The following is a 14,245-nucleotide window of genomic DNA, read 5'->3' on the forward strand; positions in this document are numbered from 1 at the left end:
CCCCGGGGCCTACTTCGAGGCCTTGTCGAGGGCGGCGGTCGCCTCCTGCTGGGCGCGGGCCAGCGCCTCCGCCGGCTGCGCCTGACCCGAGAGGACCCGGTTGACCGCATCCGTCCAGGCCTTGTCGAACTCGGCGCCGGCGGGCGAGGCCGGCATCGCGAACGCGGCGTCCTGCACGGAGCGGATGGTGGCCACCGCGTCGTCGAAGCGCTTGTTGCCGATGGGCTGGTACAGCTCGTCGAAGATCCGCTTGTCGGCGGCGACGTTGCCCGTGTAGACGCCGGTGAACGGCTGGCCGGCGGCCTTGCGCGCGTCGGCGCGGGCCTTGGCGGCGGCGACCCAGGTGTCGGTGGCGGTGACCTTCTTCATGAACGCGCACGCGGCGTCCGGGTTCTTCGCACCCTTGGGGACCACCCAGGCCAGCCCGGAGGAGAGGGTCACCGGCCTACCCTGCCGGTCCACGAACGGCTTGACCACCAGTTCGGCCTTCGGGGTGTTCTTGGCGGCCTGGTTGAGGAACCACTCCTCCATGGGCCAGGCGACGATCTGGTTCTTCGCGAGCGGGTTCTGCGCGCCGAAGAAGTCGAAGGTGTCCCGGAAGGACTTGAACTTGCCCCAGCCGGCCTGGTCCTGGATCAGCCTGACCCCGGTGGTGAGCGCCTCGACCACCTTCGGGTCGGCGAGGTTGGCCTTCGTGCCGTCGGCGGAGAGCATGTCGACACCGTTGGCCTTGGCCCACATCGGCAGGAACTCGGGGATCTTCGGGTCGATGCCGATGCGGGAGAGCCGGCCCCCGGAGACGGTGGCGAGCCTGGCGTTGAGCGCGGGCAGCCCGGCCCAGTTCGCGAGGTCGACGTCGTCGACGGTCAGGCCCTTCTGCCGCAGCAGCGCCTCGTTGAGATAGATCACCCGGACGCTGGAGAACTCGGGGACGCCGTAGACGGTGCCGTCGAGGGTGACCTGTTCCTTCGCCGCCGGCCGGTACTGCCCCATGTCGATGTCCTGCTTGTCGACGCAGTCGGTCAGCGGTTGGATGGAGCCGCGCTTGGCGTAGGTGCCGATCAGCTTGCGGTCCATGTAGACCAGGTCGGGCGGGTTGCCGGAGGCGACGGCGGAGAGGAACTGCTGCTCGTCGAAGGCCCCCTCGGTGATCTTCAGGTCGACGCCCGGGTTGTCGCGCTTGAACGCGTCGACGCGCGTGGTCGCGATCTCGTCGGAGAGGCCGAAGCCCATCGTGGACAGGGTGCCCTCGGTGGCGGTACCACCGCCCTCGTCGCCGTCCCCGCCGACGCCTCCGCATCCGCTGACCGCCAGGGCGAGCACCCCGACGAGCGCGGCAGCACGCACCATCCGTGTCATTGACTCTTCCTCCTGCCGATCGGCGGGCGCCGATGCCCGCTCCGACCGGCACTTCTCCGGTCAACGCCCGCGCTAAACGTCTTTCAAGGAGGAATTGGCGTTTGTGGGAGACCCGGGTCGAAACGGGGCGCGTCCGCAACGACGCCGCCGGGCGGCAGTTGCTCAGGCGGCCCGGGGGGTGAGGAGGTAGTCGTCGGCCTCGGGGCTCCACCGCAGGTCGATGACGCCGCTGGTGGCGGCCGCCTTGCAGAACTGGAGGAAGCTGCGGTAGCCCAGCTTCTTCTCGCTGAAGTCCGGCCGCGCCCGGCGCAGCTGGTTCTTCAGGCCGGAGAGGGCCACCGCGCCCTCGTCGCCGACGAGGTCCGCCACCACCGAGCCGAGCAGCCCGAACGCCACCTCGCGGTCGCCGTGCTCGGGCAGGGACACCTCGGGGTCGCCCTTGGCGGGCCCCTCCGCCAGCTCGACCACGTTGTGCCCGGCGAGGTGCCGCAGCAGCTCCCCGAAGGTGCGGAACCCGTAGTCGGACTCGCTGAACGTCGGATCCTTGCGCAGCAGGGTGCGCTTCAACGTCGAGGCGGTCACCTCGCCGCTCGAACTGCCCTGGAGGCCGGCGACGGTCTGGGCCACGAGCACGGCGAGCGTGTCGACGTCCCGGGCGGCCTCCTCGGCCGCCGGCGGCGCCTCGGGCTCGGGCTCGGGCTCCTGCTCCACCCGCGGCACGTCTGGGCTGGGCAGGCGGGCCGGGCGGCCGCGCCGGACCCGGGCGGGAGGGATGTCGACGCCCTCCAGCCGGTCGTAGTAGAGGAACTCGTCGCACGCGGGCGGCAGCAGCGCCGAGGTCGAGTTCTCCACTCCGACGCCGATGACGCGCTTGTTCAGCTCGCGCAGCTTGTGGACCAGCGGAGTGAAGTCGCTGTCGCCGGTGCAGATGACGAAGGTCGAGATGTAGCCGCGCTCGAAGGCCAACTCCACGGCGTCCACGGCCATCTTGATGTCGGCGGCGTTCTTGCGCGACGCCCCCATCCGCTGGGGAATCTCGATGAGCTCGACGTGCGAGCGGGTGAGCATCCGCCGGTCCTCGTCGAAGTAGGACCAGTCCGCGTACGCCCGGCGCACCACCACCCGGCCGCGCTCGGCGAGGGCGTCGGCGATGGGGCGGAAGTCGAAGGTCACCCCGCCGAGGTGGTCGCGGGCCCCCAGCGCGAGGTTCTCGTAGTCGAGGAAGAGGGCGATGCGGTCTTCGTGATCCACGCAGGTCAGCCTACCCCCGGCGAGCGCCGGGCAGCCCGGTCCGTCGCCGCCCGGCGCGGTGCCCGCCGGGTGCTGGCGACCCTGACCTACCTGCGTGCCGCCCCGACGCCCGGGTAGCATGCTCCGGCCGGTGCTCCGCCCGGTGGTCAGGTACGCGCCGACGAGGTGCTGGCCGAAAGTTGCGCTCCCGCTCTCCCGGCGTTCACGCCCGCACCGCTAGCATCGCTGCTCATGAATATGAGGAGCAGTGCCCGCTCGGGGCCCAGAAGGCTGGCGATGGCGTTCGCGCTGGCCGTCGTGCTGGTGGCGCCCGTGGCGGTGACGGCGGCGGCGTCGGCCGCCACCACCCTGACCGTGGCCCAGGCGCTCGCCGCCCAGGACGGTCGGACGGCCACCGTGACCGGCTACGTCATCGGCCAGCCGACCAGCAACACGACGGTACTCAGGTCCGGTTTCACCTCGGACACCGCGATCGCGATCGCCGACACGGCGGCCGAGACCGGGCCGAGCCGGATGCTCTACGTCCAGGTCACCACCGCCTACCGCAGCACGTTCGGGCTGCTCACCAACCCGGGCCTGCGGGGCCAGCGGGTCACCGCCACCGGCGCGCTCACCGCGTACTTCAGCCACGGCGGCCTGAAGAACCCGACGGCGATGACCCTCGGCGGCACCGCTCCCTCGCCGAGCCAGTCGCCGACCCCGGTCCCGACCACCACCCCGGTACCCGGCGGCGACTACGACTCCACCTACTACGCCAACGCGATCGGCAAGTCCGGCACGGCGCTGCGCAGTTCGCTGCACTCGATCGTCAAGGTGCAGACGAAGCTCTCCTACGACCAGGTGTGGGAGGCGCTGCGCGACACCGACCAGGACCCGGCGAACAGCAGCAACGTCATCCTGCTCTACACCGGTCGCTCCCAGAGCAAGACCAGCAACGGCGGCGGCGTCAACGACTGGAACCGCGAGCACGTCTGGGCCAAGTCGCACGGCGACTTCGGCACCGCGACCGGGCCGGGAACCGACGTGCACCACCTGCGGCCGACCGACGTCTCGGTCAACTCGACGCGCGGCAACAAGGACTTCGACAACGGCGGCAGCCCGGTAACCGAGGCGCCGGGCTGCTACACCGACGCCGACTCGTGGGAGCCGCGCAACGCCGTCAAGGGCGACGTGGCACGCATGATCATGTACATGGCGATCCGGTACGAGGGCACCGACGGCTGGCCGAATCTGGAACTGAACCAGTCCGTCAACAACGGCACCGCGCCGTACCACGGCAAAATGTCGGTGCTGCTCCAGTGGAACCAGGCCGACCCGCCGGACGCGTTCGAGAAGCGCCGCAACCAGCGGATCTACGAGCGCTGGCAGGGCAACCGGAACCCGTTCGTCGACCACCCGGAGTGGGCGGGCGCCATCTGGGGCTGAGCCGTCCCCGCCCGACGTCGCGGCCGGCCCCCGATCCCGGGACCGGCCGCGCGTCGGGACGGCGCGGGTGGGACTTCCTACCCGATGAGTAGGAACGAAGCCCCGTGCCGCTCTTGGGCGGGTGCGCTGCGCTCAGCCCGTGGACGCGCTGCGCTCAGCGCAGGCGGGCGTACGCCAGGGGCAGCGGGGTGGGCTGGTCGCTCCACGTGCCGGTCAGCACGGCGCCGTCGGACGCGGTGCCGCCGTCGAGACGGCGCACGACGGCCAGTTCCACGGAATCGGTGACGATGAGGGTGAGGTCGTCCTCCACCACGCGGCGTACGGTGCCGACGGGCGGGACCTCGGTGCCCCGGGTGCCGCTGCCGGCGATGTCCATCGTGGGCGCACGGTGCTCGCGCCGGCCGTCGACCTCGAAGAACTCCTCCGCCTGCCCGGCGTCGGCGAGGACGGCCGCCGCCAGCGTGGCGGCGTAGACGGGGTCGGCGCAGCCGTCGTAGACCCAGCGGCGGCCGAGCACGGAGTGCTCGGTGGTGCCGACGAGCCAGTCGTCGCCGCCGTCGAGGGGCGCGCCGCGATAGGTCAGCGGCACCTGGTGGACCGGCCCGTCGCCGGCCCTGACGAGCATCGTCTCGACGCCGACGGCGCCGGCCGGATCGTCGAACCGGTAGGACGCGACACGCTCGACGTCGGCCGGCCCCTGGTACCACGGCCGGCCGGGCAGCCACGCCGCCAGCAGTGCGAACTTGGTGGGGTGCATCTCCGCCCGGTGCAGCAACGCCATACGTCGCATCGTAGGGGCACGACCGCACCCCCCGCTGACCCGCCCGCGCCCGGCGGCCCCGCCCCCGAGGTGCCGGGGTCCCGTACCCGCGCGCGGTCAGGCGGTGGCGTAGCGACGCACTCCCCCGGCGTCGGAGCGGGTCAGCCGGCCCTGGGCGACCAGGAGTTCCAGGTGCGCCGCCGTCTCGGTGACCGCGAGCATCGCGTTGAACACGTCGAGGTCGCCCAGCCGGCGCTCGCGCCGGGTCCAGCGCAGCTGGGCGGCCACCTCGTACGCCGAACTCGCCCCACGGGCGACGGCGGCCTCCGTCTCGTCGAGCCGCGCGCCGTGGTGCGCCACGAGTTCGTCGACCCGCGCGTGCACGCTGGGCGTCACCGGCCCGTGCGCCGGCAGCAGCCGCGCGTCCGGTCGTCGCCGGACCAGCGCGAGCGAGCCGAGGAACTCGCCGAGCGGGTTCGCGGAGAGGGCGGCCTCGAACCCGATCGACGGCGTGATGGTGGGCAGCACGTGGTCACCGGCGAACAGCAGGGCCGAGCCGGTGTCGTGGAAGACGACGTGGCCGCGCGTGTGGCCCGGCGTCTCGACGACGTGCAGGGTGCGCTCGCCGTGGGTGATCCGCTGACCGTCGTGGAACCAGTCGTCCGGCAGTTCCCAGTCCTCGGTGCTCAGCCGCACCCCGGTCAGCGCCGCCAGGGTGTCGGCCAGCTCACCGGCGCCGAGCAGGCGCAGGTGGTCGAGCTGCTCGGCGAGCGGGTTGCGGTGCGGGGTCATGGACACCGTCAGGCTCGCGCGCTCGCCGGCGCCGAGGCTCACCCGCGTGCCGTACTCGCGACGCAGGTGCACGGCCTGCGTGTAGTGGTCGCGGTGGACGTGCGTCACGAGGAACCGGCGGACGTCCGCCAGCGAGCAGTCCAGCTCCTTGAGCGCCGCCTCGAGCGCGGACCTCGCCTCGGCGACCGCCCAGCCGGAGTCGACGAGGACGAGCCCGTCGTCGTCGCGCAGGACGTACACGTTCACCGCGCGCAGGCCGTCGTTGGGCAGCGGCAGCGGTACGCGATGGACGCCGGGGGCGACCTCGTACGTCCCGGGCCTGGTCCAGTCGTCGCGGTTGCCGGTGTCCGGGGCCATGACGCCGACCATAGCCCCGGCGTGGCGTGCCCCGGGCGGCCGGCCGCCACGCACCCCCGCCTTGCCGGGCCGGCCGGGCGTGTGGTTGGTTTCGGGGACAGGCCAGATCAGCAGCACACCGAGGAGACGCGCGTGGACGACCCGGTTCTCGTCGAGCGGGACGGGCACGTGGAGACGTGGACGATCAACCTGCCGGAGGCCCGCAACCCCATCTCCGGCGACGACGTGATCGACGCCCTGGTCGCCCGGGTCGACGCGGTCAACGCCGACCGGACGGTCCGGGCGGTCATCCTCACCGGCGCCGGCAGCGCCTTCTCCGCCGGCGGCAACGTCAAGGACATGGCGGAGCGGGTCGGCCTCTTCGGCGGCGCCCCGCACGAGCTGCGCGACGGCTACCGCCGCGGCATCCAGCGGATCCCCCGGGCGATGTACGCGTGCGACGTGCCGCTGATCGCGGCGGTCAACGGGGCGGCGGTCGGCGCCGGCTGCGACCTGGCGCTCATGTGCGACCTGCGGATCGCCTCGGAGCGGGCGTTCTTCGCGGAGAGCTTCGTCAAGCTCGGCATCATCCCCGGCGACGGCGGCGCCTGGCTGCTGCCCCGCGCCGTCGGGGCCGCCCGGGCCGCCGAGATGGCGCTGACCGGGGACCGGGTCGACGCCGCGACCGCCCTCGAGTGGGGGCTGGTCTCCCGGGTCGTGCCGCACGGGGAGCTGCTCAGCGAGGCGCGCCGGCTGGCGGACCGGGTGGCGGCGAACCCCCCGCACGCCGTACGGATGGCCAAGAAGCTGCTGCGCGAGGCCCAGCACCAGAGCCTCGACAGCATCCTGGAGCTCTCCGCCGCGATGCAGGCGCTGGCGCACCAGACCCGCGACCACGACGAGGCGGTCCAGGCCTTCCTCGACCGGCGCGACCCGCACTTCACCGGGGAGTGAGCGGGCCGGCCGGTGACGGCTGTGCCGCCGGGCCGGCCGCCCTGCGGAGGCCGGCCGCGTCGCGTCGGGTGGCCCGCCGCCGGGGCCCGGGAGGCGCATCCCTGCCGGACCGGTCGGCGGGCCCCGCCGTCGGTCAGCGCTGCACGCGCGCGCCGGCGCCCCGTACGAGCGCCTCGACCTCCCGGAGACTGGCCATCGAGGTGTCGCCGGGCGTGGTCATCGCCAACGCGCCGTGCGCCGCGCCGTACTCGACGGCCGTGGCGAGGTCGCCCTTCTCCAGCAGGCCGTAGATCAGGCCGGAGGCGAAGCTGTCGCCGCCGCCCACCCGGTCCATGATCTCCAGACCGGGCCGGTGGGTCGCCTCGACGAACTTCCCGTCGCCCCAGGCGATCGCACCCCAGTCGTTGACGGTGGCGGTGCGCACCGTACGCAGGGTGGTGGCGACGACCTTGAAGTTGGCGTACGCCTCGGTGGCCGCCTCGATCATCCGCTGGAAGTTGGCCACCTCAAGCTGCGACAGGGAGGCGTCGGTGTCGGGCACCTCGAAGCCCAGCGAGGCGGTGAAGTCCTCCTCGTTGCCGATCATCACGTCGACGTAGCGGGCGAGCCGGCGGTTGACCTCCCGCGCGCGGTCCTGCCCGCCGACCGCCCTCCAGAGGCTGGGCCGGTAGTTGAGGTCGTACGAGACGACGGTGCCGTGCCGGGCGGCGGCGGCCATCGCGGCCTCCATCGTCTCCGGGGTGGTCTCGGACAGGGCCGCGTAGATGCCGCCGGTGTGCAGCCACCGCACCCCCAGCGTGCCGAACAGGTGGTCCCAGTCCACCTGGTCGGCCCGCAGCTGGCTGGCGGCGCTGTGGCCGCGGTCGGAGGTGCCGACGGCCCCCCGGACGCCGAAGCCGCGCTCGGTAAAGTTGAGCCCGTTGCGCACGGCGCGGCCGACGCCGTCGTAGGGCAGCCAGGTCACCAGTGACGTGTCCACCCCGCCCTGGAGTACGAGGTCCTCCAGCAGCCGACCCACCTCGTTGTCGGCGAACGCGGTGACCACCGCGGTCCGCAGCCCGAAGCAGCGGCGCAGCCCTCGCGCCACGTTGTACTCGCCGCCGCCCTCCCAGGCCCGGAAGGTGCGCGCCGTACGCACCCGGCCCTCGCCCGGGTCGAGCCGCAGCATGATCTCGCCCAGGGAGACCAGGTCGTACCGGCACTCGCCGGCCGGACGGATCGACAGCACGGCTCAGGCCTCCACGGTGGGTCGGGCGGCCTCGACGGCCGCAGCGGTGCGGGCGGCGACCTCGTCCCAGCGCCCGGCGGCGATCAGGTCGGGGGCGACCATCCAGGTGCCGCCGACCGCCAGCACAGCGGGCAGGGCGAGGTAGTCCGCGAGGTTGCCGGTGTTGACCCCGCCGGTCGGGATGAACCGCACCGAGCGGAACGGCGCGGCGAGCGCCTTGATCATCCCGACGCCGCCGAGCTGCTCGGCGGGGAAGAACTTGACCGTGTCGAGCCCGGCGTCGAGGGCCATCTGGATCTCGGTGCCGGTGGCGACGCCGGGGAAGACGGGCACGCCCCGCTCCTGGCAGCGTGCGACGACCTGCGGGGAGAAGCCGGGGGTGACGACGAACCGGGCGCCCACCTCGACGGCCCGGTCGACCTGGTCGGGGGTCAGCACGGTGCCGGCGCCGACGAGCAGGTCGGGTCGCTCGGACATGACGCGGATCGCCTCGGCCGCGGCGTCGGTGCGGAAGGTCACCTCGGCCGAGCGCAGCCCGCCGCGGACGAGGGCGTCGGCCAGCGGGGCAGCGTCGCGGGCGGCGTCCAGCACGACGACCGGCAGGATCCGGGCCGCACCGACGGCCGCGACGACCGCATGCTTCTGTTCATCATTCTGTACGCCAGTCACATATGTGACCCTAGCCGCGCCGCCCGGCCTGTCAACCCCGCTAGAGTGGCGCCCATGACGCTGCCCGGCGGGTTCCAACCGGTGAAGTCCTCCACCCGGACGCTGGAGGTGCTCGAGGCGCTCGCCGCCTCGCCGCAGCGGCGCTCGCTGGTCGACCTGGCCCGCGCGCTGGACATCCCGAAGAGCAGCCTGCACGGCATCCTGCGCACCATGGCCCAGCGCGGCTGGGTCGAGAGCGACCCGACCGGCACCCGGTTCGGGCTCGGGGTGCGCGCGCTCCAGGTCGGCGCCGCGTACCTCACCAGCGACGACACCGTGGGCCTGCTCGGTGGGGTGCTCGACGACCTCTCCCGGCAGTTCGGCGAGACCGTCCACCTGGGACGCCTGGACGGCGCGCACATCGTCTACCTCGCCAAGCGTGAGTCGGTGCACCCGCTGCGGCTCTACAGCGCGATCGGCCGGCAACTGCCGGCCCACGCCACCGCCCTGGGCAAGGCGCTGCTCGCCGAGCGCCCGGACGACGCGCTCGAGGGGCTGCTGAGCTGGCCGCTGCCCGCGCTCACCCCGCACACCGTCACCGACCGCGAGGCGCTGCGCGCCGAGCTCGCCGCCGTCCGCGAGCGCGGCTACGCGGTCGACCGCGAGGAGAACACCGAGGGCATCGTCTGCTTCGCGACGGCCGTACCCCTGGCGGCGCCGGCGTCCGACGCGATCAGCCTGTCGGTGCCGGTGGCCCGGCTCGACGCCGCCGGCGAGGACCACATCGTCGCCGCCCTCCGGCGGGCCGTCGACCAGGTCCGGGCGGCGCGCGGCCTGCTCTTCACCGCCTGATCACACGCCGTCCCAACCCCACCGCCCTCGACGGGGCCGCAGTGGGCGGGCCGACGCCGTCGCCGAGGGCGACAGCCGGGCCACAACTGGCAACCTTCTTGACAGATGCGGCGGGACATCGACAGACTTCTTTTTTAGAGAGCGCTCTCTGCACCCGTCCACCACCCCTCGCCGCATCCCCGGGAGGATCTCCCTTGTCTCGAAGACTGCGCATGCTCGTCCCCGCCGCCGCCGGCCTCCTGCTCCTCGGCCTGACCCCGGCGGCCGGCCATGCGAGCGACACTCCCCCCGCCGCCCCGGCCCCCGCCGCGGCGGCCACGGCCGACCTCAGCCCCGCCCTCGTCGAGGCGATGCGCCGCGACCTCGGCCTCACCCCCGCCCAGGTCGACGAACGCCTGCGCACCGAGGCGGCGGCGCCGGTGGTCGAGCGGCGCCTGCGGGCGAAGCTCGGCCCGGCGTTCGCCGGCGCGTGGATCCCGTCCGGCGGGCAGCGCCTCACCGTCGCCGTCACCGACGCGGCGCTCGCCCCGACCGTCCGCGCCGAGGGCGCCGACGTCACGGTGGTCGCCCGCAGCGAGCGCACCCTCGACACGGTCAAGCGCGCCCTCGACCGGCGCTCCGCCGCCGCGGACCCCCGCGACGTGCACGGCTGGCACGTCGACGTCGCCGGCAACAGCGTCGTCGTGTCGGCCCGGCCCGGCGCCGCCGACGAGGCGATCGCGTACACGAAGGCCAGCGGCGTCCCCACGGACGCCATCCGGGTGGTCACCTCCCGCGACGCGCCGCGCCCGCTCTACGACATCCGGGGCGGCGACCAGTACGTCATCAACGGCAACACGCTCTGCTCGGTCGGCTTCGCGGTCGTCGGCGGCTTCGTCACCGCCGGCCACTGCGGCGGCGTCGGCAGCCCCACCCTCGGCTTCAACAACGTCTCGCAGGGCACGTTCGCGGGCTCCTCGTTCCCCGGCAACGACTACGGATGGGTACGCACCAACGGCTCCTGGACGCCCCAGCCCTGGGTGAACAACTACGCCGGCGGCAACGTGACGGTGGCCGGCTCGCAGGACGCGGCGATCGGCAGCTCGGTCTGCCGCTCCGGGCGTACGACCGGCTGGCGCTGCGGCACCATCCTCGGCCGCAACGAGACCGTCAACTACCCGCAGGGCGCGGTGTCGGGCCTGACCCGCAGCAACGCCTGCGCCGAGGGTGGCGACTCCGGCGGCGCCTGGGTCTCCGGCAACCAGGCCCAGGGCGTCACGTCCGGCGGCTCCGGCAACTGCTCCACGGGCGGCACGACCTGGTTCCAGCCGGTCAACGAGATCCTCGGCGTCTACGGCCTGTCCCTGGTCACCACCGGTGGCGGCGGCGGAAGCCGGCTGATCAGCAACTGGAACAACCGCTGCATCGACGTGCCGAACTCCAACTTCTCCGACGGGGTGCCCCTGCAGACCTGGACCTGCAACGGCACCGCCGCGCAGTCCTGGACCTTCACCGGCGGCACCCTGCGTACGCAGAACAACAAGTGCATGGACGTGGCCTGGGGCTCCACCGCCAACGGCGCGACGATCCAGATCGCCAACTGCAGCGGCAACCCGGCCCAGCAGTTCGTCCTCTCGGCGGCCGGCGACCTGGTCAACCCGCAGGCGAACAAGTGCGTCGACATCAAGGAGTGGAACAACTCCGACGGCGCCCGCCTGCACCTGTGGGACTGCGTCGGCGGCGCCAACCAGAAGTGGCGGCGCGGCTGACCCGGTCCCGCCGCCGGGTCACCGCCGCTCGTCCCGCCGTCGCCGCGCGAGACGTCGCGCCGGCGCAGTTGCCAAGGAGGTCCTACATGTTCAGAGTCCGTACCCGTCGACGGCCGTGGGCGCTCGCCCTCGCCGCGACCGCGATCATCGGTGCCACCACGGCCCTCGCCGTGCCGGTCCACCCCGAACCGGCGCAGGCCGCCATCGGGGGGATCACCTGGCAGGACGAGTTCAACGCGCCGGCCGGCACGCCCGTCGACCAGAGCAAGTGGCGCTTCGACATCGGCGGCGGCGGCTGGGGCAACAACGAGCGGCAGTACTACACCAACAGCACGAGCAACGCCGTCCACGACGGCCAGGGCAACCTGGTGATCACCGCCCGCCGGGAGAACCCGGCCAACTACCAGTGCCACTACGGCCGGTGCGAGTACACCTCGGCCCGGCTGCTCACGGCGGCCACGTTCACCCAGGCGTACGGCCGCTTCGAGGCCCGCATCAAGATCCCCCGGGGTCAGGGCATCTGGCCGGCGTTCTGGATGCTCGGCAACGACATGGGCAGCGTGGGCTGGCCGAACGCGGGCGAGATCGACATCATGGAGAACATCGGCCGGGAGCCCAACACCGTCTACGGCACCATCCACGGCCCCGGCTACTCAGGCGGCGGCGGCATCACCGGCAGCCGCACCATCGGCCAGCCGCTCGCCGACGCCTTCCACACCTACCGGGTGGACTGGGAACCGAACTCGATCGTCTGGTACCTGGACGGCGTCGAGTACCACCGGGTGGACCCGGGTCGGCTCGGCGGCAACCGGTGGGTGTTCGACCATCCGTTCTTCATGCTCCTCAACGTGGCGGTGGGCGGGAACTGGCCCGGCTACCCCGACGCCTCCACGCAGTTCCCGCAGCAGATGCTCGTCGACTACGTACGCGTCTCGGGCTACACCTCGGGGGGCAACCCGCCGGGCACCACAGCGATCAGGGGCGCGCTCAGCGGTCGCTGCATCGACATCCCGAGCGCCAACCCGGTCGACGGGGCCAAGCTTCAGATCTGGGACTGCAACGGCACCGCCGCGCAGGCCTGGACGTTCGCCTCCGACGGCACGATCCGGGCGATGGGCAAGTGCATGGATCCGGCCTGGGCCGGCACGGCGAACGGCACCGAGGTCAACCTCGTCACCTGCAACGGCAACCCGGCACAACGCTTCACGCTCAACGCCGCCGGTGACCTGGTCAACCTCAGCGCGAACCGCTGCGTCGACGTGCGCGACCGCAACACCGGCAACGGGGGCAAGCTGCAACTGTGGGACTGCACCGGTGACGCCAACCAGAAGTGGTCGCGCGCCTGACGGAACCCACGCGGGTGACGGCACCCGTCGGCGACCCGCCCAGCGGCGGGGTCGGCCGAGGCACCCGGCCTCGACCGGCCCCGCCGCCTGCTGTCCACTCTCGCACCGGGCGGGTAGGGCGACACGGGGACCTGCTGTGGATGCTGCCGCACCGATGGCCGCCGGGCCCGCCCGGTTGCGCACGTGAGGAGGTGTCGGAAGCGCCATCGAGATGTGAGGATCCGGTGGACCTTGGCGTACGCGATCAGGAGGCCGCCGTGAGTACCGGTTTGTCGCTCGTGCTCTTCCCTGTCGCGTTGGGCATCGTGATGCTCGGCCTCGGCCTCACCCTGACCGTGGCCGACTTCCGCCGCGTCGTCGCCTATCCCCGGGCGGTGATCGTCTCCCTGGTCTGCCAGATGCTGGTCCTGCCGGCCATCTGCCTCGGCCTGGTGCTCGCCGCCGACCTGCGCCCGGAACTGGCCGTCGGGATGCTGCTGCTGGCCGCCTCCCCGGGCGGCAGCACGGCCAGTCTCTACAGCCACCTGTTCAAGGGCAACGTCGCGCTCAACGTCACCCTGACCGCCATCAACTCGGTGCTCGCCCTGTTCACGCTGCCCCTGGTCGTCAACCTCTCCGTCGCCGCGTTCATGGGTTCGGACAGCTCGCTCGGCCTCCAGTTCGACAAGGTGATCCAGGTCTTCGCCCTGGTGCTCATCCCGATCGTGATCGGCATGGCCGTCCGGCGCCGTCGCCCCGGGTTCGCCGCGCGCATGCAGCGACCCGTGAAGATCCTCTCCGTCGTGGTCCTCGCCGTCGTGATCACCGGCGCGGTGCTCGGCGTCAAGGACGAGTTCGCCGCCACCATCGGCGCGGTCGGCCTCGTCGCCCTGCTGTTCAACCTGCTCAGCCTGGGCATCGGGTACGCGGCGCCGCGGCTGCTGCGCGTCGGGCACCGGGACTCCGTCGCCTCGTCGTTCGAGATCGGCGTCCACAACGCCACCCTGGCCATCACGATCGCGCTCAGTCCCGCCCTGCTCGACAACACCGACATCGCCATGCCGGCCGCGATCTACGGCATCCTGATGTTCTTCACCGCCGCCGCCTTCGGCCTCGTCGCCGCGCGCCGGGGCAGCGCCGCCGCCGAGCCCACCCGGCCGTCGGCCACGACGGTGTGACCGGCGCGCTGCGCGCCCGCGTACGGGAAGCGAGGGCTTCCCGCGGGTAGCCGGGGACCCACCGGAGTTCGCAGCGCCTCTCCCGCTCCGGGGACGGAGCGGCGCGTCGCTCGACGGTGCCCACCGGTGGCCGTTCGACCCGGTGGGCCGGCACGCCGGAGCCGTCGGGGTCCGTCCGTTGCAGCCCAGCGTCGCGTGTGCAATCGATCACCCTCCGCGGTCGGCGTCTCCGTACGCTCCTGGCACGGTCGTCCCGCCGAGAGAGGAACCGCCATGAAGCGTCGGCCAGCGGGGCGTCGAGCGTCCTGACGGCGCGGAGCCGGCGAGTGTCGCCCTTCCGGGTGTCCCGCCGGCTCCCTCGTCGCTCGTAGACTCGAACCAGGCCGGGC

At 72.9% G+C, this 14,245-nt stretch carries 12 protein-coding genes; 6 read left to right on the top strand and 6 right to left on the bottom strand.

All coding sequences use genetic code 11. From position 1 onward, the window contains the following. Positions 1-9: 9 nt before the first annotated feature. Positions 10-1,359 carry an extracellular solute-binding protein gene (locus tag GA0070610_RS18535; RefSeq protein WP_089001211.1) on the bottom strand — a complete coding sequence of 450 codons (1,350 nt, stop codon included), beginning with the start codon at positions 1,357-1,359 and terminating at the stop codon, positions 10-12. A 162-nt stretch (positions 1,360-1,521) separates the two neighbouring features. Next, on the bottom strand, positions 1,522-2,610 hold the full coding sequence (locus tag GA0070610_RS18540) for a PIN domain-containing protein (RefSeq protein ID WP_089001212.1): 1,089 nt from the start codon (positions 2,608-2,610) through the stop codon (positions 1,522-1,524). Between the two features lie 276 nt (positions 2,611-2,886). Here GA0070610_RS18540 and GA0070610_RS18545 point away from each other — a divergent pair, with 276 nt between their 5' ends. Continuing rightward, the gene (locus GA0070610_RS18545) at positions 2,887-4,035 is read left to right on the top strand and encodes an endonuclease (RefSeq protein ID WP_231925722.1); all 1,149 of its coding nucleotides are present in this window, start codon (positions 2,887-2,889) and stop codon (positions 4,033-4,035) included. 154 nt (positions 4,036-4,189) lie between these two features. Here GA0070610_RS18545 and GA0070610_RS18550 read toward each other — a convergent pair whose 3' ends face one another. Continuing rightward, entirely contained in the window at positions 4,190-4,816 is a 627-nt protein-coding gene (locus GA0070610_RS18550; RefSeq protein WP_089001214.1) for a CG0192-related protein, read from the bottom strand. 96 nt (positions 4,817-4,912) lie between these two features. Then, positions 4,913-5,944 carry an MBL fold metallo-hydrolase gene (locus GA0070610_RS18555; RefSeq protein ID WP_089001215.1) on the bottom strand — a complete coding sequence of 344 codons (1,032 nt, stop codon included), beginning with the start codon at positions 5,942-5,944 and terminating at the stop codon, positions 4,913-4,915. A 132-nt stretch (positions 5,945-6,076) separates the two neighbouring features. On the opposite strand from GA0070610_RS18555, the gene GA0070610_RS18560 reads away from it, so the two are divergent. After that, entirely contained in the window at positions 6,077-6,877 is an 801-nt protein-coding gene (locus tag GA0070610_RS18560) for a crotonase/enoyl-CoA hydratase family protein (protein WP_089001216.1), read from the top strand. A 133-nt stretch (positions 6,878-7,010) separates the two neighbouring features. Here the strand turns inward: GA0070610_RS18560 and GA0070610_RS18565 are convergent, their stop codons facing one another. Both GA0070610_RS18565 and eda read right to left on the bottom strand, forming a co-directional pair. After that, positions 7,011-8,105: a sugar kinase gene (locus GA0070610_RS18565; protein ID WP_089001217.1), complete on the bottom strand. Its 1,095-nt coding sequence runs from the start codon at positions 8,103-8,105 to the stop codon at positions 7,011-7,013. 3 nt (positions 8,106-8,108) lie between these two features. Then, positions 8,109-8,774, bottom strand: a complete 666-nt coding sequence (gene eda / locus GA0070610_RS18570) for a bifunctional 4-hydroxy-2-oxoglutarate aldolase/2-dehydro-3-deoxy-phosphogluconate aldolase (RefSeq protein WP_089001218.1) — start codon at positions 8,772-8,774, stop codon at positions 8,109-8,111. Between the two features lie 54 nt (positions 8,775-8,828). On the opposite strand from eda, the gene GA0070610_RS18575 reads away from it, so the two are divergent. The 4 genes from GA0070610_RS18575 (at position 8,829) to GA0070610_RS18590 (ending at position 13,856) form a co-directional block, all read left to right on the top strand. Further along, a complete protein-coding gene (locus GA0070610_RS18575; RefSeq protein WP_231925730.1) occupies positions 8,829-9,605 on the top strand; it encodes an IclR family transcriptional regulator in 777 nt (258 codons plus the stop codon). A 194-nt stretch (positions 9,606-9,799) separates the two neighbouring features. Then, positions 9,800-11,353 (top strand): ricin-type beta-trefoil lectin domain protein, encoded by a 1,554-nt coding sequence (locus GA0070610_RS18580; protein WP_392567258.1) that lies wholly within the window; start codon positions 9,800-9,802, stop codon positions 11,351-11,353. Positions 11,354-11,439: 86 nt separating this feature from the next. Next, the gene (locus GA0070610_RS18585; protein ID WP_089001221.1) at positions 11,440-12,699 is read left to right on the top strand and encodes a glycoside hydrolase family 16 protein; all 1,260 of its coding nucleotides are present in this window, start codon (positions 11,440-11,442) and stop codon (positions 12,697-12,699) included. Between the two features lie 257 nt (positions 12,700-12,956). After that, on the top strand, positions 12,957-13,856 hold the full coding sequence (locus GA0070610_RS18590; protein ID WP_089003594.1) for a bile acid:sodium symporter family protein: 900 nt from the start codon (positions 12,957-12,959) through the stop codon (positions 13,854-13,856). The last annotated feature ends 389 nt before the right edge of the window (positions 13,857-14,245 follow it).

It is taken from the genome of Micromonospora echinofusca (assembly GCF_900091445.1).
GTDB classification, from domain to species: Bacteria; Actinomycetota; Actinomycetes; order Mycobacteriales; family Micromonosporaceae; genus Micromonospora; species Micromonospora echinofusca.